We start from the raw sequence: 21704 nt of genomic DNA on the forward strand, positions 1-21704 counted from the left end.
ACCTACTGCCTTCTACCGTCGTTGCGGGCCGACAAAGGAACACTCGAATCGGATCCCGGCGGGTAAAGCACCACCGCCCGTTGCGAGCCTTCACCGGTCGACGCCGTCCTCAGCCCCATGGTCGTGAAGGCCAAGTGCAACAGACGCCGCTCGTGCGAGGACATCGGTGCGAAGGTGAAAGGCCGGCTCGTCTCCTTCACCTTCTCCGCTGCCTCGCGCGCAAGTTCGCGCAGCGCGCGGTCCCGCTTCAGCTTGAACTGGTTCGCGTCGAAGGATAGAAGATCGTGCTGATCGGGTTCCAAGCCGATCATCTTCGACACCAGGTGTTCGAACGCCCGGAGGAGCTCGCCATTGCGCGTGGTCAGCAGGGAACTATCCGGACCAAAGAACTCCACCGTCAACTCAGGTACGGATCCAGCGTGATGAACGACTTTGAACGCCACCTCGAGGTGCGTCGCCGCGACGATATTGTCAAGAATCTCTGCAATCTCCGGCTCATGAAACATGAGGTCGTTCGTTTCTTCGCCCACGCCGTACTCTCCCCATCAAGCTTTTGTAAAGAAACGCTCACTCACTCTGCGGTAACGAGAGCAAGTCCCTCACTATACCCATGGCCTGATGCCAATTCAAACTACGCTGCGTTTGAGAAAGTCTTTCGACTAGCCCTGAAACGCTTGGATTTCCCATGTTTGTTATCGGCGGAAGTGTCGCGACACGATAGAACGTTCTACTTATACGCTCACCAACGTAATCAAAGCGACCTATATTTCATGCTGCCGCCCTTCATCGCGTTCCTTTTTGGAATGGGACGAAGAGCGGCTGCACCAGGCGGTCCCCGCCTCGAACTTCGGGTCAACAGCTTCCTCGAATTTCAGCCGGACCTACCGGCGAACGGCCTTTCCCTGGAGCGTCGGTGGCTGGCCCGACTTGCGCCGAGCGCGCTTCGCGGCAAGTTCGCGAGCTTCGCGTCCGAGGGAAGTGCGATTCATGATCGCTTGCTGCGCAATTCCGATCAGATTTCCGACAGCCCAGTAGAGCGCCAGGCCCGACGCATAATTCCAGGTGATATACCCCGAGAACGCCGGCATCATGAAAGCCATCATCTTCTGTTGCTGCGGATCGACACCCGGAGAAGGCGTGTAGAACTGCACCAGGAACTGGCTTACGATCATCAGAATCGGCAGAATGTGGTAGGGATCGGCGGCGGAAAGATCCGGCAGCCAGCCCCAGTGCGCCTGCCGCAGCTCGACTACCTTCGGCAGCATGCCGAGGAACGCGAAGAGGAGCGGAAGCTGGATCAGCGTCGGGATGCACCCGCCGAACATGTTCACTCCGTTGTCCTTCTGGAGCTGCATGATCTCGGCATTCATCTCATTGCGCTTCGGATCGGTGACCTTGAGGCTCTTGTACTTCGCCTTGATCGCGTCCATCTGCGGCTGAATTCGCTGCATCTTCAGGCCGGATTGCATCGTCTTCACGCGCAACGGCAGGATGATCGCGTTGATGGCAATCGTCAGGATCACGATCGCCCAGCCCCAGTTCGACACCACGTGTGCATGCACCCACTGCAGGGCGAGGAACAGAAGCTTGCCAATGATCCCGAAGAATCCGAAGTCAAGGAGAGGCTCGAGCGTCACATCCGGGTTTGCCGCGTGGACATTCTTGAGGATGTTCACTGCCTTGGGCCCTGCATAGATCCGGGTCATCGCCGGGCCGTTCACGTCACCAATGGCTGCGCCAAGCAGGGGCACCTGCACCGTTCCCTTGTTGTCCCCCGACACCTGCGAGCCCTGGCCCACGCCGTTCTTACGCGCGACCTTGTCCACCGTGATCTCGTTATGCAGCGTTGCGACCGTCGCGGTGCGTGGAGAATCCGGCAGGAAGATCGCCGCGAAGTACTGGTCGGAGACGCCGGCCCAATCGAACGGGCCATCGAGCGTCCCACCGCCCGAGACCTTCTTGCCTGCCAGATGGTCTTCCTTGCCCGAGCGGCTGACGTCGATCGTGGTCAGCGCGTAATCCTTGGCGTTCTCAATGTCGCCAAACCCGCCTGGCCAGGCCAGCAGCGCACGAATCGGCGCTCCGTTGCGCGTCACCTCCACTCCGGCATGCAGGACGTAGGTCTCGTCGAACGAGAAGGTCTTCTTCACGGCATAGTCGCCGTTCGAGAAGTTGAAGGTCAGCGATGTCGGACTCGAGATCGTCCCGGTGGCCGAGGGAACAAACATCGCCTGGCGAAGGCTGGCGGTCAGCCCGGAATCGTACGTGTAGATGGAAAGCGGATACCCGAACTCCTTTGCGGCCTGCTCATGCACGAGGTCGAGCGGCTTGCCGTAGTTGTCCTTATAAGCCTTCAGGATCCAGCTCGTCACCTGCGCGCCACGGTTGGAAAAGGTGATCCTGTAAAGCTCGTTCTCAACGACGGTGCTCGCCTCGGCGCTTGCTTGCACGGCGGCAATCGCCCCGGCATTCGCGGCAGCAGCAGCGGGTGTTCCGGGCTGGGGCGCATTGTTCGGCTGCACAAAGCCTGACGGGGAAGGAACGTTCTGCGGTGTGCCCTGAGACGCAGCGTTCGGGCTCGCGGTCTGCGGATTGTGCTTTGCCTTGTAGTACTGGGCTGCGAAGAAGACGGTGACCAGGACGACCATCATGACGAGGAGGGACTGATTTCCCTGCGGCGCGCCGGGCTGGTTTGGGTTCTTGAACTCTGCCACTGTGGAACTTCCTATCTGTCGAGCTGATTGCGGGGTTTGGGATAGCGGTGCGGGCAAGGAATGCCCTTAGGCGCGACATGCCCTCAGACGATGATAAATGGTGGCCTTTGCTTTTGCGTTACCGACTTCCCGGCTGCCTTGCCTCCGGTACCGGATCCAGCCCGCCCTCGGCAAACGGATGGCAACGCGCAATCCGCCGCACGGCAAGGACCGTCCCACGTACCATCCCATGCCGCGCCATCGCTGTATACGCGTACTCCGAGCACGTAGGAAGGAACTTGCACTGCGTGGGGCTGATCGCATGCAGGACGGGGGAAACGACCAGCTTATAGCCCGAAAACGCCGCTCGAAGCGGCCACCCTGGCGTCCGTTCCGTGTCGGCACTCATATACTCGGGGCTATCGAATCGCTCGGCGCGGGCGGAATCTGCTTCTCAGCCATCTTCTGTACCTGACGGAAGACCTGTGCGACCTCCCGCTCGAGCAAGGAGAAGTCAAGCTCGATCACCGACCGTCGCGGGTGAAGAATCACGTCCACCGGGAGCCGAAGCATAGGAAGGTTGCGCCGGACAGCCTCGCGCATCCTTCGCTTGATCCGATTGCGGTCGACGGCCTTGCCCATCACCTTGCCCACTGTCAGGCCTACACGCGGAGCCGACGCATCCATCGCCCGCTCATTGCTCTCGGGTGTCCGCAGGGTGAAGAAGAAGCTCATCTGCTTGGCGAACTGCTTCCGGCTCGCCTTGTACACGCGCTGATAGTCCGCATGCTTGCGCAGGCGGAAGACGATCGCGGGCTTGTTCAAAGGCATCGACATAGCGGGCTACAGTCCTTATCAAGCTTACTCTTCAGCCTTTACCCCGAGGAGCAGCCTCGACCATCTGTCCGATGACCCGGCTCTCCGGCGTCCCAAGCGACGCGAGCCCTTGAAGCACTCCCGCCCGGTCCCGCTCCGTCCGGTTCTGGCTCATTTTCCACTTGCCCTCGAGCCGGCGGATCGGCATCTCCAACCCGACGATCCCGTTCATCATCGTCCGGATGAAAGCCTCCGGAGCATCCGACACCTTCCAAGGCACGGGCAACGCCGCCTCATGCCTATCGGTCAGCGATTCGAGATGAGCCCGCATCCAGACCGCATCCTCAACGACACGCAGAGGACCATACGCGTGTACGACTGCATAGTTCCATGTGGGAACCTCTTCGCCGTTCTCGAGCTTTCCCGGATACCACGTCGCGGAGATGTAGTGCTGCGGCCCGGCAAAGATCGCCAGCGCATCGACATCCGCAACCAGGTCCTTCGCCTGCCTATTCGCCCGCGAGATATGCCCCTTGAGCACACCGAACTCCGACCCATCCTGCTCGATGACGACAGGCAGATGCGTCGCGAACAGCCCCGAAGATCCAAGCGTCACCAGCGAGGCCAGCGGATGCTCGGCCATCAGCCTGTGAATCACCGGCACACGCTTCTCTTCATTCGCTCTGGGAATGTACATCGGCGACACCCCTCATGAAAAAACAGCCAAGGGAGGAAAGAATCCTCGACCCTGGCTGTCTGGTGAAACGCGAAGCTTACGGTGCGAGGTAAGCGGAACGAGGACTAGTCGCGGAAGCCGGCGCTGACGGCGATCTTGTGACGGCCCTTGGCGCGGCGGCGGCTGAGCACGGCGGCTCCGGCCTTGGTCTTCATGCGGGTGAGGAAGCCATGGGTCTTGGCACGGTGGCGGCGGTTCGGCTGAAAGGTACGCTTGGGCATGGAACGACTCCTGAACTCTCTAGTTGGCCGCGTTGTCTGAGGGATCCGAAAGGCGAGCGGGTCATCAACCCATGCCCGAACCTGTAAGCGGATTCTTAGCGGTGCGACAGCAATTTCTGAGTATACGCGAGAGGTGGAAAAACGGCAACGAAACTCCGCTATTTTCCCTCCGCAGCCTCCCGATCCAGCGTCCCGTCCGCGCTCGAATTCATCGTATCCAACATCTTGTGGATGGTTCGCAGAGCGACATTCCCAATCTTCACCACTTCTGGTGCAACTCACGGGACTGTCACATTTTCTCGCCAAACCACGAGAAAAAGCCCCGGTTTTCCTGCTAGTATCAAACCCGTTCCGCAAGACGGCTTCACGCCTGTCCTGCTCGTTTCGCGGTTGTTCAGATTCACTTCTCTTCGCCCCAAACAGGTTTCCTGTCGCGAAGATTCTGGCCAAGTTGAGACAAACCACACTCGCCTCTTCCGGGGAGTAGGGAACTCGTTTGCCTTTTTCCATTCCGCCTCGGCGGATGGCTGTCGCGAATCACCGGATAGACGTGCGGCTTGTTGCTTCCCATCGCCCTCACCGGCGCATGGGTCAGCTCGGCTCCGTAGCGTAAGACATCGTTGAAAGAGAGAACACGAAGTATGTCATTTGTCCCGACGGCCGCAGCCGTGCTGAATTCCTGGGTAAGAATTCTTGGAGCGCTCGAGAAGAAGATCAACCGGCAGTCGTTTGAGACCTGGTTGAAGCCGACGCGCTTCTCGCACATCGCGGGACGGACGCTCTTCGTGCGGATCCCCTCCGTCGAATTTGAAAAGGTCGGAGAGAAGTACGCCGACCTCATCCAGGAGGCCATTGACAACCTCCAACTCGACATCGACGATGTCACCTTCCAGACTCCCCAGCAGGACCCCAGCGCGCCCCGCGTTCGGGAGGACGGAGGCTTCGCACCCCTTCCCAGCCACAGCCTTAACGCCCCGCGCCCAAGCCGTCCCGGAGCCCCTGCGCAGGCCGGCATTGCCGCACCTGAGCAGGCCCGCTTCGACTGGAACGCCGCCTCCCAGCTCAACCCGCGCTACCAGTTCGACGCCTTCGTCATCGGATCCGGAAACCAGTTCGCCATGGCCGCCTCGCAAGCTGTCGCCGAGCGCCCATCGAAGGCCTATAACCCGCTGTTCCTCTACGGTGGCGTCGGCATGGGCAAGACCCACCTGATGCATGCCATCGGCCACGACGTGAAGCGCCGTCAGCCGCACGCCTCTATCTGCTACGTCTCGGGCGAAAAGTTCACCAACGAGATGATCAACTCTGTCCGGTACGACAAGATGACCTCGTTCCGCGACAAGTTCCGCAACGTCGACGTCCTCCTCATCGACGACATCCAGTTCCTCGCCGGCAAGGAGCGCACGCAGGAAGAGTTCTTTCATACCTTCAACACGCTCCACGAGAGCATGAAGCAGATCGTCATCGCCTCCGACCGTCCCCCAAAAGAGCTCGCCGACTTTGAAGACCGCCTTCGCTCCCGCTTCGAGTGGGGTCTCATCGCCGACATCCAGCCACCCGATCTCGAAACCAAGGTTGCGATCCTCCAGAAGAAGGCCGAGAGCGAGCAGACGCAGCTCCCCACCGACGTCGCCCTCTTCATCGCTTCGAACGTGCGGACCAACGTCCGTGAGCTCGAAGGTGCTCTCGTCCGCCTCATCGCCTGGTGCAGCATGCATGGCGTCGAGATCACGATGGCCGTCACCCAGCAGTGCCTCAAACAGTTCATCGACACGCAGGTCCGAAAGATTACGATCGAGGCGATTCAGCGTGCCGTTGCGGAACACTTCGGCATGCGCGTCGCGGAACTGAAGCAGAAGAACAACTCCCGCCAAATCGTGGTTCCCCGGCAGATCGCGATGTACCTGGCCAAGCAGATGACCGAGGCGTCGTTGCCCGAAATCGGACGCCAGTTCGGCGGCAAACACCACACCACGGTCATGCATTCCATCGGCAAGATCGACGAGCAGCGCCGCACCGACAAGGATCTCAATCGCACCATCAACAAGCTGATGGAGACGCTCAACTAGCGCCCTCGCCGCAGGCCGGGCGAGGCTCAGGGCAGCGCCGGCCCGGTGCTATACTCACCCAACGATGGCGCACCTGGACCTCTCTCAGACCCCGGCCGGGACCAGCGGGAGAGTTCCTTTCTGGCGGCAGCCGACGGTTCAGATCTGGCTCGCGATCGGGGCCGTCGCGAGCCTCTGCGTCTTCATCCTCCCATTCGCTTTCCCTCCGACAACTCCGTCGCAGTCTGCGTCCTATGCCGTTGGCTTCGGCAACCGGGTGGCGATGCTCTCGACCGTCTTCGTGAGCGCGGCGGTCGCCATCCTCCTGTGGTGGAGGCGCATAGGAGCCCGCATCACGGACCCACCCGAGCAGGGAACGATGCCTCTCAGCTGGCTGGCCTGGGCGTCGGCAGCCGCCATCATCTTCCACGCCTTCCTCGGCTGGCGCGTCGCCATCGCCGACGTCTACTACTGTGACGCCAGCTACTTCCTCACCCAGGTCGGCCGTCACCTGCACGACCATGCCGTCCTCTACAAGGACATTGAGTTCGCCTACGGCCCGCTGCTCTTTTACTGGCCCGAACTCTTCATCCGCGTCCTCGCCCCTCTTGGTCTCAAGGCTCCCGGCGCCTATATGGTCTCGCTGACCGTCATGCAGTTAGCTGGGCTGGGAATCATCTTTTACGCCATCCAGAGCCTGCCCCTCACCCGCCGCCTCAAGGGTGTCGCCATGCTCACGATGGCGTTCGGCACTCTCACCCCGCTGCTCGGCCTCAACTACACTCTCCTCCGCTTCGCCCTGCCCTATGCCGGCATCCTCTGGATCACCGCCCAGGCCGGAGTTTGGCGCCAGTCAATCCTCTTCGGCCTGGCCCAGATCCTCATGCTCTCCATCTCCCCCGAGCTCGGCGTCGCCTTCGCTGGAGGAGCCGGAGCCTACGGCCTCTATCGCGCCGCCATGGACCGGGATTCTCGCTGGCTCGCCGCCTGTGCCGCTCCGCTCGTCGGCCTGGCCGTCGCCGCTGTCCTGCTTGGCCGCAACTACTTCGAGATGATGCTCCGCTTCGCCGGAGGCAACTTCGCCGGGGTCATCGAGGCCAAGCCGCACCTCGAGATCCTCCTCCTCGCCGCGATCGCCCTCAGCCCCTTCGCCATCGCCGGATACGTCCGCCGCTATGGGCGTGAAGCCGGCCCCATGATCGGCCTCTACATCGCGGCCCTCGGCATGGTCCCCGCGGGCCTCGGCCGCTGTGACGAGCTTCACACCTTCTTCGCCGGCATCGGCGTCCTCCTGCTCTCGCTGGTCGCTGTCAGCGCCTATCAGAACGTCTGGTCGACTGTCTGGGTGGCGCTCTTCATCGTCTCCGCCGTCTACAGCACAGCCAGCCAGGCCATCCTGTATAAACCCCTCGAGAAGCAGGTCATTTCCGGCAATATCTGGCCCGATAACGTCGACGTCGCCCACCTTGAGGCCGTTACCGGCGGAGCTAAGATCGCCGCCCCCTTCAAGCTTCCCATCCGCGTCATGGAGGCTCTGACGCAGAACGGCCAGTTTGCTCCCGGCTACTTCTGCTTCATGATCAACTCGCAGGATATCCCTGGCCAGGAGCGCAAGATCGCAGAGATGCGGCAGGTCCCCTACGTCCTCTTCCCCACCCAGGACTACCGCATCTTCGAGATGGGCGACAACCGACGCCGCTTCGTTATCATGCGTTTCGGCATCACCTACACCAAGAAGCACGTCTTCAACTCCGGCGAGCTCCTCGAACAGGAAGTCGCAAAGAACTGGCAGCGCGTCGAGGATTTCGGCGGCTACACCCTCTACCGCCAGAAGTAGCCGCTGCAGTTGTCGTTTCCGTTCGGGGTGTCATTCCCGTAGGGAATCTGCGTTTGCCGTGATCTTGGCAGCGCGGTTTTTACCACCCGATATAAACGCCCTTCCGCACCCACCGCACCTCGCCAAGCTGCGCCATCATGAAGTCCGCCACATCCGCCCGGGCAATCCTGCTCGAGTTTCGTGGCAGCGCCTCCCCATCGACCCTGTAACTCCCCCGCTCAGCCCCGTTCGTGAGCATCGGCGGCATCACCATGGTCCAATCGAGCCCCGAGTGCGACAGCGTTTGCCATTGCGAGATCTGGCTCGCCACCGGCCACTTCAGAAACGTGTTGTAGACGATGTTCTGCACGATCCACCGCCGCCACGCAGGCTGCTTATCGAGCGAACTCGGCAGCGCCCCAGCCGACCCTAGAGCGATCAGCCTCTTCGGCCCTCGCACCTCCATCGCCCGCACGATCAGCGGGACCGCACGCTCCAGCACATCCTCCCGCTTCAGCGACTTCGCCCCCAGAGCCGAAAACACCGCATCCGCCCCCACCAACGTCTCCTCGATGGCCACCGAATCGAACGCATTCCCCTCCACCACGCGCACCCTATCCCGGAACGGAAACGTCTCCGGCGTCCGCAGGAGCACCGTTACCTGCCTCCCCTGTGCGAGACACCGCTCCGTCAGCAGTCTTCCCGTACCCCCATTCGCCCCAAAGATCGCAATCCTGATCTGCGTTCCGGCCATCGCACTCACCTCGGTCTCACAACGGTTTTACCGCGTTTATCCTCCACCCGCCGTTTGGACTGTGAACAAATTGCACCCCGTAAAGCTTTCATTCCACGTTTGTTGAGGCGCATTCCCACCCTTTGCCCGCACTCTTCTCCAATCCCGCTTCGGCTGTGTGTGGAGATCGTGGATCGCCCGGGAGGTATCGAGAAGTTTTTACCCTGTCTTACCATCCCTCCGTTTCCTCCCAGAGGATTTTCTAAACCGGGGGTAAACCCTAACTCCTGTTCTCACAAGGACCTGGCGCTTAAATCCACATTTCAAGCGCAAACGGTTAAGGCTTCTAGCACTTTCTATCCTTTTTCCCTTATCTAGTAGGAGCAGTAGCACCCCACTAAAACCTGCCTCGCACCGGAGCTCGTCCAGTCTCCTCGCAACCCACACACCAGACACGGTTTCCCACAAAGAAAGCAGTCGCGTCCCGCCGCTCCGCGCCGCTAGAATCGGACCATGCCGGAGACCCGTCCCGCGCGAAGAATGCACCTTCCCGTGTACAGTTTCCGCAGGACCGATTTCATCCGCGTCCGCCCCGCAGCGCCTTTTTCGCCGCACTGGAGACCCTGACCGTGAGCACATCCACTCCGAACCTCGAAAGCACCGCCTCCTCCGCACACGCCACCGTGCTGGCCGGCAACCTGGAACTCACCGTCTCCCGTGCCGAGTTGCTTCGTGAGCTCACCGCCGCCCAGTCCGTCGTCGAGCGCAAAACGACCATTCCGATCCTCTCGAACTTCCTCTTCGAGGCCACCACCGACGGCGAAGTTGGCCGTCTCACCATCACCGCCACTGACCTCGACCAAAGCCTCCGCACAAGCTGCGCCGCCAAGGTCAAAAAAGCCGGAGCCTGCACCATCCCCGCCCGCAAGCTCTACGACTACATCAAGCTCCTGCCCGAAGGCGAGATCTCCATCAAGCTCATGGACAACCACTGGGTCCAGATCCGCGCTGGCCGGTCGAATACCAAAATGGTCGGCATGGCCCGCGCGAACTTCCCCCAGGTCCCCGAGTTCCCGACCAGCGGCAGCTTCCGCATCTCCGTCCCGTCGCTCAAGGGCATGATCTCGAAGACCATCTTTGCCATCTCGAACGAAGAGAGCCGCTACACCCTCAACGGCGCCCTGCTCGTCCTCAAGGCCGAGTCCATGGCCATGGTTGCCACCGACGGCCACCGCCTCGCACACGTCGAAAAGCTCGGTGAGACGCTCGAAGGCATCTCCGGCGAAAAGAAGACTCTCATCCCCCGCAAGGCGCTCAGCGAACTATCGAGCCTGCTCTCCAGCACCGAAGCTGACACCCTTGACTTCGCCGACGACGACCAGACCCTCTTCTTCAAGGTCGGCGGCCGAGTCCTGACCAGCCGCAAGCTCACCGGCCAGTTCCCCAACTACGAGGCCGTCCTCCCGCGCGACAACAACAAGTTCGTCATCGTTCGCTCGGAAGACCTTATGGGCTGCATCCAGCGCGTAGCTCAGTTCGCCGATGAGCGCTCCGGAGCCATCAAGATCCGCCTTGAGCAGAACGAGCTGAAGCTCTCCTCCTCCTCCACCGACGCCGGCGAATCCGAAGACACCATCGAAACCCCCTACAACTACGACCCCCTCGTCGTAGGCTTCAACTCCCAGTACCTCATCGACTTCCTCAAGGCTATCGGCACCCAGGGCGAAGTGAGGCTGGAGTTCAAGGACGCCCAATCGGCCGGCCAGATGCGGCCCGAAGACGGCAACGAAGACGTGAAGTACCGCTACATCCTCATGCCCATGCGCATCTGAGTCCTTCGCGAACGGCGAAAGGCGGCTTCGCCACAAGTGCAAACGAGAGGCCCGGAGAAAACGCCGGGCCTATTCTGTCTCTCGTCCCAAGCTTATGCTGGTGAAGAGCAAGGCTCGAATCCAAAGCCACTATGCCCATCCTTTCCAACGAGAACCGCGAAAAGGCCATAGCCCTCCTCACCACCCTGCGCGCCGAAATCGAAACCATAGCTGCCGGCGACGAACCGACACGCTTCCAGCTCCGCCGCTACATCGCCAAGCGCCTTGAGTTCGACGAACGTGGAACCCCCACCCAGCGCCGCAAGCTCAAAGACCAGAAAGCCAAATACCAGAAGGGCCTCTGCGCTCAGTGCAGCCAGAAGCTTCCCGCCAAGGGCTCCGAGCTCCACCGCATCAAGGCCATCGAAGGCTACACCCCCGGCAACACCATCCTCCTCTGTCGCCCCTGCCACCAGAAGGTCCAGCACTCCGACACCACCGGCATCCCCCTCCCGTAGCCGCTACGGCACCCGCTCCGCCGCCTTCTTCAAAGCCTCGAGCCACGCGGTATCCGCCTCGATCAGCTTCGCCGAGGAGTACATCTGCGCCATCAGCAGCCCCTCCATCGACTCATCCTCCGAAACATCCGTCCCACCACTCGCATTCGCCTCGAGCCTCCATACATGGACAGCCTTCCCCGTCAGCGCTCCCCCCGTCCAGGCCAAAGCTTTCCCCGCTACAACCATCCGCACCTGCGAGTGGATCGTCATCCCGCCGCTCTTCCAGGTAAATCTCCGTCCACTCACCAGCGGCCCATCGACGGTAATGCTATCAATCTGGTCCGCCCACTTCGGCCACCCCGCGGCATCGACCAGAAACCCCCAAACCCTCTCTTGGGGCGCCGCAATCGAGATCCGTACGTGCGCCACGATCGGCGCACTTTCATGCACTCGCCCCGCTTCCGCCATCCCATTCAACGTCTGCAGCGAATCCCCGCATCCGGCAAGTCCGAGCAAGCCAAACAGCCAGCCTATATACACAACTCTGCGCATCGAAGTACCCCCTCACAGCCTCCGATCGGGAGGCTCCACTCGTTAGCCCTTCGCCCGATCGATCGCCCCTTGGATCAGCTCTCGCCCGCCCTCTGACACCTTCCCATGCCCGCAAGCCACGCGCTGGACGGGATACGCAAGCAGCTTCTTCGCCGTCTCCCTCGCCTGATCGCGATTCGAAAACGCCTTCAACGGAATCCACCACGGCGTAAAACCCGTGACGGTCACCTTCCCCAGATAGCCAAACTCATCCCCCGCATAGAGCGTCCCGTCCCGCTCATCGAGAAACGCCTGGTGCCCGTGAATATGACCCGGTGTATCGATCGCCAGCAACGAACCCACGCGATCCCCCTCGGCAACCGTCCGCGTCAGCTTGCTGACGATCCCCGGCGTACCTCCACGAATCGGCCCGACTTCACCCCGTCTCAGCGAAAGATCAGGCGGGGACTGCAGAATCGGAATCGACCTCTCCGACGCCAGTAGCTCCAATCCCGGCACCTTGGCCATCAGCGCATCGACACTTCCCACATGATCCACATGCGCATGCGTCAGCAAAATACGCCTGATCGGCACATCCCCGGTAGCCCTGAGAGTGTCCTCCTCCGATCCCTTCAGATTCGCGTCGATCAGCGTAAAGCCATCCTCCTCACGCACGAGAAAGCAGTTGAAGAACCCAAGCCGCGTGAGCATTCTCCCGTATTTCCCAACTGCCGTGATCTTCATTCGCGAGCCGTCTCCCTGTGAGCTTCCGAAGGCGAAGTCCCCTCGTAAACCTCTTGAATCGAGGGCCTTGCACGAAAGCCCGGTGAAGGGTGCAATCTACAAAGCCCCCTAACTTCTCCAGTGCAACGTCACCGGACCCGACAACGGATGCGCCCCGCTCCCCGTCAACCGTGCCTGCTTCAACGCGAAATACCACTTCGCCGGTTTGTCCGCATCGTCGATCAGCATCAGCCCCGGATTGAACCGCAGACCCTGCGCCTGCTCGATCATCGTCTCCTGGTCCTGCCTCACAAACCGCGCGCCAAAGAATGTAGCGATCGAAGTCACAAACGGCACATGGTAGAAGATGTCCCAAGCCGCATACACATCGATCCGGCAGGTCGCCGCCGTAACCGGAGTCACTGTCGTCAAACTCGAAAACCAGCTCTCCTTACCCTTTGCCGAGACCGCTCGAATCGTTTCATACCGCCGATTCGGCAGCACAAAGTCGATCGTTGTCACCGGCTTCCCCAGCAGCCGGTACGGCGCCGAGTTACTCGAGGGCGCATGCGGAGACATCCGGAACCCCTCGGAAATCGGCTCGAACTTCTTCTCCTTCGCATGAATGCTGTTCCGGCTCCGCCACCACCACGCCTGATGCACGAACGGTCCGTGCGCTGGGTCCATCAGCCCGATAATCCCGTGATCCACATTGCACGGCAAATCCGCCACCAGATGCGCCGACCGATACCGCGTCCCGAACTTCGGCAGCTCAGGCACGGCCGGCAGCCGCGAAGCATCCACGCGGCCTGCCCCCGCGGGAGGCACATACACCCACGCATACCCATCCCTCTCCACGCAGGGATAACTCGTCGCATAGATCTTCGTCGCGTCCAACGTATCGATCTGCGTCAGCGACGGAATCTCCTGGCACTGTCCCCCGCACGGCTCGAACCGCCATCCGTGGTACTTGCACATCACCGTCTCGCCATCGAACCACCCCGCCGACAACGGAATCCCCCGATGCGGACACAGGTCCCGCATTGCGAAGATCGCCCCATCCTTCTTGCGCCCAAGCACGAGCGGAATCCCCAGCAGGATCGAGGTCGTCATCTTGCCCGGCTTCAGAACCTCGGCGCGCAGCGCCGGATACCAGTCTCCGAAGATCATCTCCGCCGCAGGCGCCGCCCCGCTGAACCCCGCGTCCGTCTCCGCTCGACCCATCCCTAAGCCAGCCTCATCTTCCCGATAATAACCTTCGGACGTTAGTTGAGTTCCGCTACCCTCGAAGCAGCCATGGCTACAACCCAGACCGCCCGCAACCGCCTCATCCTCATCGCCCTCTGGGTCGCCTTCTACGCCAGCTTCACCCTTTTTCTCCCACCCCTCCTCGACGACGCGGACTCTGTCCACGCCGAGGTCGCCCGCGAGATGCTGCTCCGCCACGACTGGGTCACCCTCTACGCCAACGGCATCCGTTACCTCGAAAAGGCTCCCATCCTCTACTGGTCGATGGCCCTGAGCTTCAGGCTCTTCGGAGTCTCTACTGCCTCTGCTCGCTTCCCGATCTCCCTCACCGTCCTCGCCCTGGCGCTCTTCCTCGAACGCTTCGCCCGCCTAGCCTTTCAGAGCACCCGCGCCGGTCTCTACGCCGGCCTGATGCTTCTCTCAAGCTTCGGCATCTTCATCTTCACCCGCATCACCATCCCCGACGCCGACGTCTGCCTCTGGCTCACCCTCGCCCTCTTAGCCTTCTGGACCAACGAACAACCAGCTACGGAACCAGGTGCCCCAGTAAAGATGGGTGCCCCACCTTCGGCGGCCTCATCGCCTAAGGTGGGTTGGACCACCAAAAACGCCTTCGTAAGCCGCACTGCCTGCTATCTCTTCGCCACCGTCTGTGCCCTCAACGTCCTCACCAAGGGCCTCATCGGCATCGTCTTCCCCATCGGAATCGTAGCCGTCTACCTCCTCATCACCCGAGGCATAAGAGGCGCAACAAGACGCATCAACCAACTCCACCCCTGGACCAGCATCCTCGTCTTCCTCGCCATCGCCGCCCCCTGGCACATCCTGATAGGCCTCGCCAATCCCACCCAGGGTCACCCCGCCCCCATCGCCTACTCCGGCGGGCACTGGCAGGTCCCGCTCCCCACCAACGGCAACGTCCACGGCTGGTTCTGGTTCTACTTCATGAACGAGCACCTCCTTCGCTACCTCAACCTCCGTGTCCCCCGCGACTACGACACCGTCCCCCTCGCCCTCTTCTGGGGCCTCCTCTTTATCTGGCTCATGCCGTGGAGCGCCTACCTCTACCAGGCCCTCAAAAGCGCTGGTGGAAAGTTGTGGAAGGAGCCGGGCGGCTCTCCCCCGGCACTGGCAGAAATCGCCAGGTCGACCAACCTACTCCTGCTGCTCTGGGCCGCCATCCCTCTCCTCTTTTTCTCCCTCTCCACTCGTCAGGAGTACTACGTCCTACCCGCGATTCCAGCCCTTATCCTCCTCCTTGCCGGCTGGCTCGCCGAAGACTCCGAGTCAAAAACCAGCAAGGCCCCCACCCGCATAGCCCTCGTGATGTTTATCCTGGGGACAGCAGCCTCCGCCGCAATCGTATTCTTCCTCTTCCACACCGCCAAACCCTCGCCCGACACCGACCTTGCCACCCTCCTCAAGCAGAACCCCGGCGACTACGCCCTCTCCTTCGGCCATTTCCTCGATTTGAACGCCCAGGCCATGGGCATGTTTCGCCTCCCCCTCGCCCTCACTGCCCTATGCCTCTTTTTCGGTGGATTCGCCAGCTGGCACTTCCGCCGCAACAGCAAACCCCACGCCGCAAACGTGTCCCTCGCTGCCGCCACCTTCGTCTTCCTCTTAGCCGCCCATTCAGGCCTCCAGATCTTCTCTCCCGTCCTTAGTTCGCAGAAGCTCGCCCAAGTCCTCGTGCCTCAACTCCAAGCCGAAGACCTCATCATCCTGCACGGCGAGTACGAGTCCGGATCCACCCTCGGCTTTTATCTCCACCGCAACGACCTCCACATCCTCGAAGGCCGCTCCTCGAATCTCTGGTATGGAAGCTTCTTCCCCGACGCCCCAAAGATCTTCGAAACTCGCGAGTCCGTGACGCGGAGGTGGTCCGGTCCCCAACGTGTTTTCCTGTGGCAGGACCCCTCCGACCCCGACCGCCCGGTCCTTACTCTCCCCGGGTCGACGTACCTGATTGTGCGCTCTGGAGGCAAAGAGATCCTCTCCAACCAACCGAATCGGTAAATTCACACGCCAGACACACCCCTGATGCGATACACAGGAACAGAGGAATCGCATGCCCTGTAAAGCCGAAGAACTCCGTCACATCCCCCTCTTCGCCCTGCTCGACGACGAGGAGTTAGCCGTCCTCGCCACCCAGGTCGAAGTCCGTAATTTCGCCGCCCGCCAGCGCATCTACAAGGCTGGCGAGCCCGGCGCCCGCGCCTATATCCTCATGTCCGGCTCGGTCCATGTCACCGCCATTGACGAAGACCAGCAGGAGGTGATCATCGACAATCCCGGCCAGGGCGACTTCTTCGGGTTCGCCTCCATGCTCGATAACACCGCCCATCAGACCAGCGCCATGACCCTCTCCGATACCACCCTCCTCGAGGTCGACCGGCACGATATCGAGGTCCTCATCCTCAAGAAGCCTCTCGCCGGCATGGATATGCTCACCGTCCTGGCCCGACAGTTCCACGCTGCTCAGAAGCTCGTCATCGACCGCGCCCACCGCAACCCCAACGACGTCATCGACGACAGCTTCACCTTCGGTGAGAGAATCGCCGACGCCGTCGCCCGCTTCGGTGGCTCCTGGACCTTCATCATCACCTTCGGCATCGTCCTCGCCGTCTACACCGCGGTCAACGTCATCCTGCGCGGCAAAGCATGGGATCCCTATCCATTCATCCTGCTCAATCTCTTCCTCTCCATGCTTGCCAGCATCCAGGCACCGGTCATCATGATGAGTCAGAACCGCCAGGACCAGAAGGACCGCGTCCGTGGCGAGCTCGACTACGAGGTCAACCGCCGCGCCGAGTCGGAGATCCAGAATCTCTCCCGCAAGCTCAACCTGCTCGCCGACAAAGTCAGTGACGTCGACGAACTCCTCCGCGAGCACCCTCGACCCTAAACCTTCTCCAGCCTTCCATCCTGCAGCCGGAACACCTCGCCGCGCCAAACCACGGTGTCTCCGGCAAAGCTCCACGCCCAGAACATCAGCCCCGTTAAGTCGCGCAACGGTAGCAGCCAAAGATCCCGCAGCACCTGCCCATCCCGCAGAAGCCCAACCCCGACCGACAGAGCGACAGCAACCCGCGCGAGAAGCACAAGGCTCAGCAGCGTAAAACTCCACAGCGCAAACCCGCTCGCCACCATCGTCGCCAGCGCCCACGGCACAGCATACGTCACCCCAAGCCCCAGATACCCAAGCTTCCGCGAGTCCCGCGTCGAGCGTGCCCAGCGTATCTGGTGAACGCAATACCCACGCAGGTCGTACCCCGGCACACTCGTCTCCACCACCTCGGGACACAGCTCGACCCGATACCCCGCCGCCGCAATCCTTGCCCCCATCTCGTAGTCGTCCGCCAGGTACTCGACCAGCGCCTCCATCCCGCCAGCCTTCTCGAGTGCCGTGCGTGTCATAGCAAGTGTCGACCCCAGTCCAAACCGCAACCCCCCCTCAAGCGTTCTGGCCGTCAGCACTCCAGGGAGAAAATCCGTCGAGATTCCCAGAGCCTCAAGCTTCGCCCAGACCGTCAGCCCGCGCCCACGCTCGGCTGTCTTCCCGAGATAGGGAGCGGTCACCAGCCCGACCGTCTCTTCCTCGAAACAGCCCATCACCGTGGCGAGGTAGCGAGGAGTCACCGCAATATCGCTGTCGTTGATCAGCACATGCTCAAACGTCCCCGCCGCGAGCATCTGAACCAGATTGCTGACCTTCCCCGAAGTCCCCAGTCGCTCCGTACATACCACCAGCCGGATCGCGACCGCGGGAAACTCCACCTTGAGCCGCTCAATCTCGCCGACGGCAGGATCGTCCAGCGAGCTCACCCCGAACAGGATCTCGAATCGCCCCGCATACACCTGCCGGCAGTGGCTCACGAACCCCGCATACATCCGCGGATCGACCCCCTTCACCGGCTTCAGAATCGTCACATCTGGCGCAAACTCCGAACTCACTCGCCCACGCCAGAAGTGAGCAAACGCGCGCGCCCCCCAAAGCGCAAGCAGCAGGTAGACCAGCCCGCCCAGCGTCAGCAGCGCTGTTATTACTTCAATTGCTGTTGCCATCCCTCTAGTCTATCGAAGCCACATCTGCCGAGCGCCGACGGTATTTCCTTTATCTTTCGCAGAATGAAAGACTTCTGCGTCACATCTCAATGTGAGTCCGGAGCCTGGACCTCAACAGTTCGATCAGATCTGGATCCATGAAATCGTAGTCATCCCGTATGTTGAGCACGATCGCCCGCTTTTGGCGCATCTGGACAGGGAATCGCCAGTTGAGCCGCCGAAGGTGTGCGCCCTCCATCGGGAAGACAATATCGGCCCATTCAATCAGATCTGCTGACACGGGCGTCACGGCATCGCGATCCGTGCCAGCCGACGAAGCGACGTGCGTCGTATGCCCTGAAAAGAGCGCTTCAGCGGTCGGACTTCTTAGCCGGTTCTGGCTACAAATGAACAACAGCTTCATCCCCGCCCCATCACACCGCTAGGTGCCTCTACTCGTAACGCAGCGCCTCGATCGGGTTCAAACTCGCAGCCTTCCAAGCTGGATAGATCCCAAACACCAGCCCGATCACGCACGAACTCCCAAATCCCACCATGATCCACACCGGCGAAATCAACGACCCGAACGGCGTGTACTTCAGCCCGAACGCAATCAAGCTCCCCAGCGCGACGCCCACCACGCCGCCCACCGCGCACAGCGTAATCGCCTCCAGCGTGAACTGCGTCAGGATCGTCTTCTTCGTCGCCCCAATGGCCTTTCGAATCCCGATTTCGCGCGTCCTCTCCGTCACGCTCACCAGCATGATGTTCATCACGCCCACTCCACCCACCAGCAGCGCTACGCTGGAAAGCGCGAACAACAGAAGAAACAGCCCACCCGAAACGTTGTTCCAGAGCCGCGTCAGCGTATCCGTTCCAAAGATTGCAAAGTTATCGGGCGCATCGTTATGCACCTTCCGCCGGCGCCGCAACAACTCCTGCAACTCGTCTTCGACAAGCGGGCGATTCTTCGGGTCGTCGTACTTCAGGGTGATCCAGTAGTCCAGTACCTCGGGATGCAGTTTATGGAACGTCGTGATGGGGAAGTAGGCAACGTTGTCCTGCGGATTCTTCCCCCCGCCAAACGCCTGCTTCTGCTTGTCCATCACCCCGACTACGGTAAACAGCATCCCGCCGACTTCGACCTCCTTCCCGATCGGCGATTCCACACCGAAGAGCTCCTCCGCCGTGTCATACCCAAGCACCGACACATTCGCTGCCCGCTCCTGGTCGCCCTCATTGAAGAACCGCCCCGACAATAGGTTGAGATCATGAACATCCTTGGTCGCCGGCGTCTCGCCCTGCAGGGTCGTGTTTTGCATCTTGTGCCCATTGCCCTTGATCGCGGTCGTCCCCGCACCGCCTCCAACCGAATGGTCGGCATACTGCAACGAAGGAGACACAGCCACCACGTGCGGAAGATCCCGCATCGCAATCGCATCGTCGTAGGTCATCTGCTTGCGCGTCAGCATCTCCGTCGTGGGTCGTGAGCCGAATACCGGAAACCGAAAGACGAACAGCACGTTCGACCCAAGCGACTCGACCAGTCCCTCGACGCTTGCGTTCAGCCCATTGATCACCGACGAGATCACGATCACCGTCAGCACACCGATCACGATGCCCAGCACCGTCAGGCTGCTCCGCATTTTGTTTCCGCGCAGCGTGTCCATCGACATCGCCATCGTCTCTTTGAAGTCGGCAAGGCGCATCAGCGTATCTCCCGTTCGAGCGTCATCAGTCCGCCCTCAGCGCAACAATCGGATCGAGCAGCGCGGCCTTGCGCGCCGGGTACACCCCGAAGAAAATGCCCGTCGCTGTCGCCACGATCAGTCCCATCACAACGCTCCATAGCGCTACCGTCGACGGAAAGCCCACGGCGATCGTCACCAGTTGCGCCACCCCCACGCCACCGATGACCCCGACCGCACCACCGACGAGCGCCATGAGGGCTGACTCCAGCAGGAACTGCATCAGGATGTCCTTCGGCCGCGCTCCCAGCGCCTTTCGAATTCCGATCTCGCGCGTTCGCTCCGTCACGCTCACCAGCATGATATTCATGATCACGATGCCGCCGACCACGAGCGACACCGCCGCGATGCCGCCCGCAACCGCTCCAAACGACTTCGTGATCCCGCTCGCGAACCCAACGAGTGTATTGTTCGTGTCGAGCTCAAAGGAGTTCTCGGCTCCCGGGGCGTCATGCCGACGCGAGCGCATCAGTACCCGCACCTCGTCTGCCGCCTCTTCCAGCGGAGCTCCTGCCGATCCAGCCTTAACGTAGATCGTCACCGACTTCGAGGTGCCATAGCTCTTCTGGTATGCCGTCAGCGGCACCCCAACCCAGTTGTCCTGGCTCGCCCCAAATGTGCTTCCTTGCTTCTCGCTCACTCCGACGATCGTGTACGGCGCCCCATCCACCCGAAGCTCCTGCCCGATCGGATCCGTTCCGGGAAACAGGTTGTCCTGGATGTCGGACCCGATGATGCACACATGCGAGGCATGCTCCTCGTCGGTCGCCGTAAAATCACGCCCGCTCACGATGTTCAGGTTCTGCAGCGACGCCATCTGCCACGTATAGCCGCGGATCGTTGAGTCGGTAACCGAGAGCGTCCCATGCACCACCTTGGCGACGGTAGCCTGCTGCGCTCCAAGCCCCACGCAGTGCTTGCAGTTCTGTTCTACATAGCGATAGTCGTCGAGCAGAATGTTCTTTCGCCTCTGAAGCCTCTCGTACTCTTCCGCACTGGTAATGAACTGCGGCAAGCGCGATACGGTAAAAACGTCAGCTCCATAGCTCGAGAACTTCGTCTCGATATAGGTATTCGCGCCATTCACCAGAGTGACGACGGCGATAACGCTCGCCACGCCGATCACGACGCCAAGCAGCGTCAACACGCTCCGCAGCTTATTTGCCCAGAGCGACTGCAACGCGAGCTTCAGTCCTTCCTTGAAATCCATAGCCCCTTCGCCATCTCTGACCGGTCCAGCCGTTGCTCTTGTTCTTGCCTTCTTCAGCCATTGCCATTGCCATTGCCATTGTTGTTGCCGCTGCGGTTGCTTTTCTGGTTGTCATTCCCGAAGGGAATCTGCGTCTGCAATTGCCGTTGTTCCGTCTCTTGCCGTCATCTCCCAGCCACCCGGCTCCAAGCCGTCTCCCGAGCGAAGCGAAGAACACCCTGCATCTCGGTGACTCGAATAGGCCTTGAGACTATCAGTCCCCTGCATCGTTAGCGAGACTCTTCTTCGTCTTGCATACGCTTCTCGTCCGGCTGCGGTTCCCCCACTGCTACACTTGTACCTGCAGGCGGCCGGACGATCGCTGCCCTCCGCACCGCAAGGCGTCGGAGGGGGGAGGAAAGTCCGAACTCCGCAGGGCAGTGTGCCGGATAACGTCCGGGACGGATGCTTCAAAGCATCTGGACGGCCAGTGCAACAGAAAATAGACCGCCAGCGGTCGCGCAAGCGGCCGAAGGTAAGGGTGAAACGGTGCGGTAAGAGCGCACCGGGCTCTGCGTAAGCAGAGTCGCATGGTAAACCCCACACGGAGCAAGACCAAATAGGCAGGGAATCGCAGCGCTCCTCTCCAGGCGGCGATCACGCATCGGCCCGATGCGACCAGGCGGAGAGACCCGGAGCGGCGCAAGCCAAAACGGGAGCCGGAACCTGCGGGTAGGTTGCTGGAGCGCCGCAGTAATGCGTCGCCTAGAGGAATGATCGTCTAAAACAAAATTCGGCTTACGGGCCGCCTGCAACGATTCCGTTTCACAAATCCCGAACGCGC

The 21704-nt window shown here is 61.1% G+C and carries 20 protein-coding genes and 1 other RNA gene; 7 read left to right on the top strand and 14 right to left on the bottom strand.

Annotation, left to right across the window (positions count from 1 at the left end):
* Nucleotides 1-2: 2 nt before the first annotated feature.
* The 6 genes from GRAN_RS08395 to rpmH form a co-directional block, all read right to left on the bottom strand.
* Nucleotides 3-530, bottom strand: a complete 528-nt coding sequence (locus GRAN_RS08395) for a Jag family protein (protein WP_128912456.1) — start codon at nucleotides 528-530, stop codon at nucleotides 3-5.
* Nucleotides 531-881: 351 nt separating this feature from the next.
* The gene (yidC, locus tag GRAN_RS08400) at nucleotides 882-2714 is read right to left on the bottom strand and encodes a membrane protein insertase YidC (RefSeq protein WP_128912457.1); all 1833 of its coding nucleotides are present in this window, start codon (nucleotides 2712-2714) and stop codon (nucleotides 882-884) included.
* A gap of 118 nt (nucleotides 2715-2832) precedes the next feature.
* On the bottom strand, nucleotides 2833-3102 hold the full coding sequence (yidD, locus tag GRAN_RS08405; protein ID WP_128912458.1) for a membrane protein insertion efficiency factor YidD: 270 nt from the start codon (nucleotides 3100-3102) through the stop codon (nucleotides 2833-2835).
* On the bottom strand, nucleotides 3099-3530 hold the full coding sequence (gene rnpA / locus GRAN_RS08410; RefSeq protein WP_241654412.1) for a ribonuclease P protein component: 432 nt from the start codon (nucleotides 3528-3530) through the stop codon (nucleotides 3099-3101). The genes yidD and rnpA overlap by 4 nt, the downstream gene beginning before the upstream one ends.
* Nucleotides 3531-3561: 31 nt before the next feature.
* Nucleotides 3562-4206: an FMN-binding negative transcriptional regulator gene (locus GRAN_RS08415; RefSeq protein ID WP_128912459.1), complete on the bottom strand. Its 645-nt coding sequence runs from the start codon at nucleotides 4204-4206 to the stop codon at nucleotides 3562-3564.
* 104 nt (nucleotides 4207-4310) lie between these two features.
* Entirely contained in the window at nucleotides 4311-4466 is a 156-nt protein-coding gene (gene rpmH / locus GRAN_RS08420) for a 50S ribosomal protein L34 (protein ID WP_089836647.1), read from the bottom strand.
* A 641-nt stretch (nucleotides 4467-5107) separates the two neighbouring features.
* Between rpmH and dnaA the strand changes: the two genes are divergently transcribed.
* Together dnaA and GRAN_RS08430 are read left to right on the top strand one after the other, a co-directional pair.
* The gene (gene dnaA / locus GRAN_RS08425) at nucleotides 5108-6535 is read left to right on the top strand and encodes a chromosomal replication initiator protein DnaA (RefSeq protein ID WP_128912460.1); all 1428 of its coding nucleotides are present in this window, start codon (nucleotides 5108-5110) and stop codon (nucleotides 6533-6535) included.
* A gap of 64 nt (nucleotides 6536-6599) precedes the next feature.
* Nucleotides 6600-8351 (top strand): hypothetical protein, encoded by a 1752-nt coding sequence (locus GRAN_RS08430; protein WP_128912461.1) that lies wholly within the window; start codon nucleotides 6600-6602, stop codon nucleotides 8349-8351.
* Nucleotides 8352-8430: 79 nt separating this feature from the next.
* On the opposite strand, the gene GRAN_RS08435 is transcribed toward GRAN_RS08430, so the two are convergent.
* Nucleotides 8431-9084 (bottom strand): NAD(P)-dependent oxidoreductase, encoded by a 654-nt coding sequence (locus GRAN_RS08435; RefSeq protein WP_128912462.1) that lies wholly within the window; start codon nucleotides 9082-9084, stop codon nucleotides 8431-8433.
* Between the two features lie 677 nt (nucleotides 9085-9761).
* On the opposite strand from GRAN_RS08435, the gene dnaN reads away from it, so the two are divergent.
* Both dnaN and GRAN_RS08445 read left to right on the top strand, forming a co-directional pair.
* Complete coding sequence (gene dnaN / locus GRAN_RS08440) at nucleotides 9762-10895, top strand: DNA polymerase III subunit beta (protein ID WP_128913042.1); 1134 nt, start codon at nucleotides 9762-9764, stop codon at nucleotides 10893-10895.
* Nucleotides 10896-11026: 131 nt separating this feature from the next.
* Nucleotides 11027-11392 carry an HNH endonuclease gene (locus tag GRAN_RS08445; protein ID WP_128912463.1) on the top strand — a complete coding sequence of 122 codons (366 nt, stop codon included), beginning with the start codon at nucleotides 11027-11029 and terminating at the stop codon, nucleotides 11390-11392.
* 3 nt (nucleotides 11393-11395) lie between these two features.
* Here GRAN_RS08445 and GRAN_RS08450 read toward each other — a convergent pair whose 3' ends face one another.
* From GRAN_RS08450 to GRAN_RS08460, 3 genes are all read right to left on the bottom strand, one after another.
* Nucleotides 11396-11926, bottom strand: a complete 531-nt coding sequence (locus tag GRAN_RS08450) for an SRPBCC family protein (protein ID WP_128912464.1) — start codon at nucleotides 11924-11926, stop codon at nucleotides 11396-11398.
* A gap of 42 nt (nucleotides 11927-11968) precedes the next feature.
* Entirely contained in the window at nucleotides 11969-12649 is a 681-nt protein-coding gene (locus GRAN_RS08455) for an MBL fold metallo-hydrolase (protein WP_128912465.1), read from the bottom strand.
* Between the two features lie 108 nt (nucleotides 12650-12757).
* The gene (locus tag GRAN_RS08460) at nucleotides 12758-13852 is read right to left on the bottom strand and encodes an aromatic ring-hydroxylating dioxygenase subunit alpha (RefSeq protein ID WP_128912466.1); all 1095 of its coding nucleotides are present in this window, start codon (nucleotides 13850-13852) and stop codon (nucleotides 12758-12760) included.
* A 72-nt stretch (nucleotides 13853-13924) separates the two neighbouring features.
* Between GRAN_RS08460 and GRAN_RS08465 the strand changes: the two genes are divergently transcribed.
* Nucleotides 13925-15895 (top strand): ArnT family glycosyltransferase, encoded by a 1971-nt coding sequence (locus GRAN_RS08465; RefSeq protein WP_128913043.1) that lies wholly within the window; start codon nucleotides 13925-13927, stop codon nucleotides 15893-15895.
* Between the two features lie 52 nt (nucleotides 15896-15947).
* Nucleotides 15948-16784, top strand: coding sequence for a DUF1003 domain-containing protein (locus tag GRAN_RS08470; RefSeq protein ID WP_128912467.1), 837 nt, complete (start codon nucleotides 15948-15950; stop codon nucleotides 16782-16784).
* Here GRAN_RS08470 and hpnI read toward each other — a convergent pair.
* The 4 genes from hpnI to GRAN_RS08490 all read right to left on the bottom strand — a co-directional run bounded on the left by hpnI (nucleotide 16781) and on the right by GRAN_RS08490 (nucleotide 20881).
* Entirely contained in the window at nucleotides 16781-17944 is a 1164-nt protein-coding gene (gene hpnI / locus GRAN_RS08475) for a bacteriohopanetetrol glucosamine biosynthesis glycosyltransferase HpnI (protein ID WP_128912468.1), read from the bottom strand. The genes GRAN_RS08470 and hpnI overlap by 4 nt on opposite strands.
* Nucleotides 17945-18023: 79 nt before the next feature.
* Nucleotides 18024-18347 carry a low molecular weight protein tyrosine phosphatase family protein gene (locus GRAN_RS08480; protein ID WP_128912469.1) on the bottom strand — a complete coding sequence of 108 codons (324 nt, stop codon included), beginning with the start codon at nucleotides 18345-18347 and terminating at the stop codon, nucleotides 18024-18026.
* A gap of 28 nt (nucleotides 18348-18375) precedes the next feature.
* Nucleotides 18376-19632 (bottom strand): ABC transporter permease, encoded by a 1257-nt coding sequence (locus GRAN_RS08485; RefSeq protein WP_128912470.1) that lies wholly within the window; start codon nucleotides 19630-19632, stop codon nucleotides 18376-18378.
* A gap of 25 nt (nucleotides 19633-19657) precedes the next feature.
* Nucleotides 19658-20881 (bottom strand): ABC transporter permease, encoded by a 1224-nt coding sequence (locus GRAN_RS08490; protein ID WP_128912471.1) that lies wholly within the window; start codon nucleotides 20879-20881, stop codon nucleotides 19658-19660.
* 342 nt (nucleotides 20882-21223) lie between these two features.
* Between GRAN_RS08490 and rnpB the strand changes: the two genes are divergently transcribed.
* Nucleotides 21224-21677, top strand: an RNA gene (rnpB, locus tag GRAN_RS08495) — RNase P RNA component class A.
* Nucleotides 21678-21704: the final 27 nt, after the last annotated feature.

It is taken from the genome of Granulicella sibirica, from assembly GCF_004115155.1.
Lineage (GTDB): Bacteria > Acidobacteriota > Terriglobia > Terriglobales > Acidobacteriaceae > Edaphobacter > Edaphobacter sibiricus.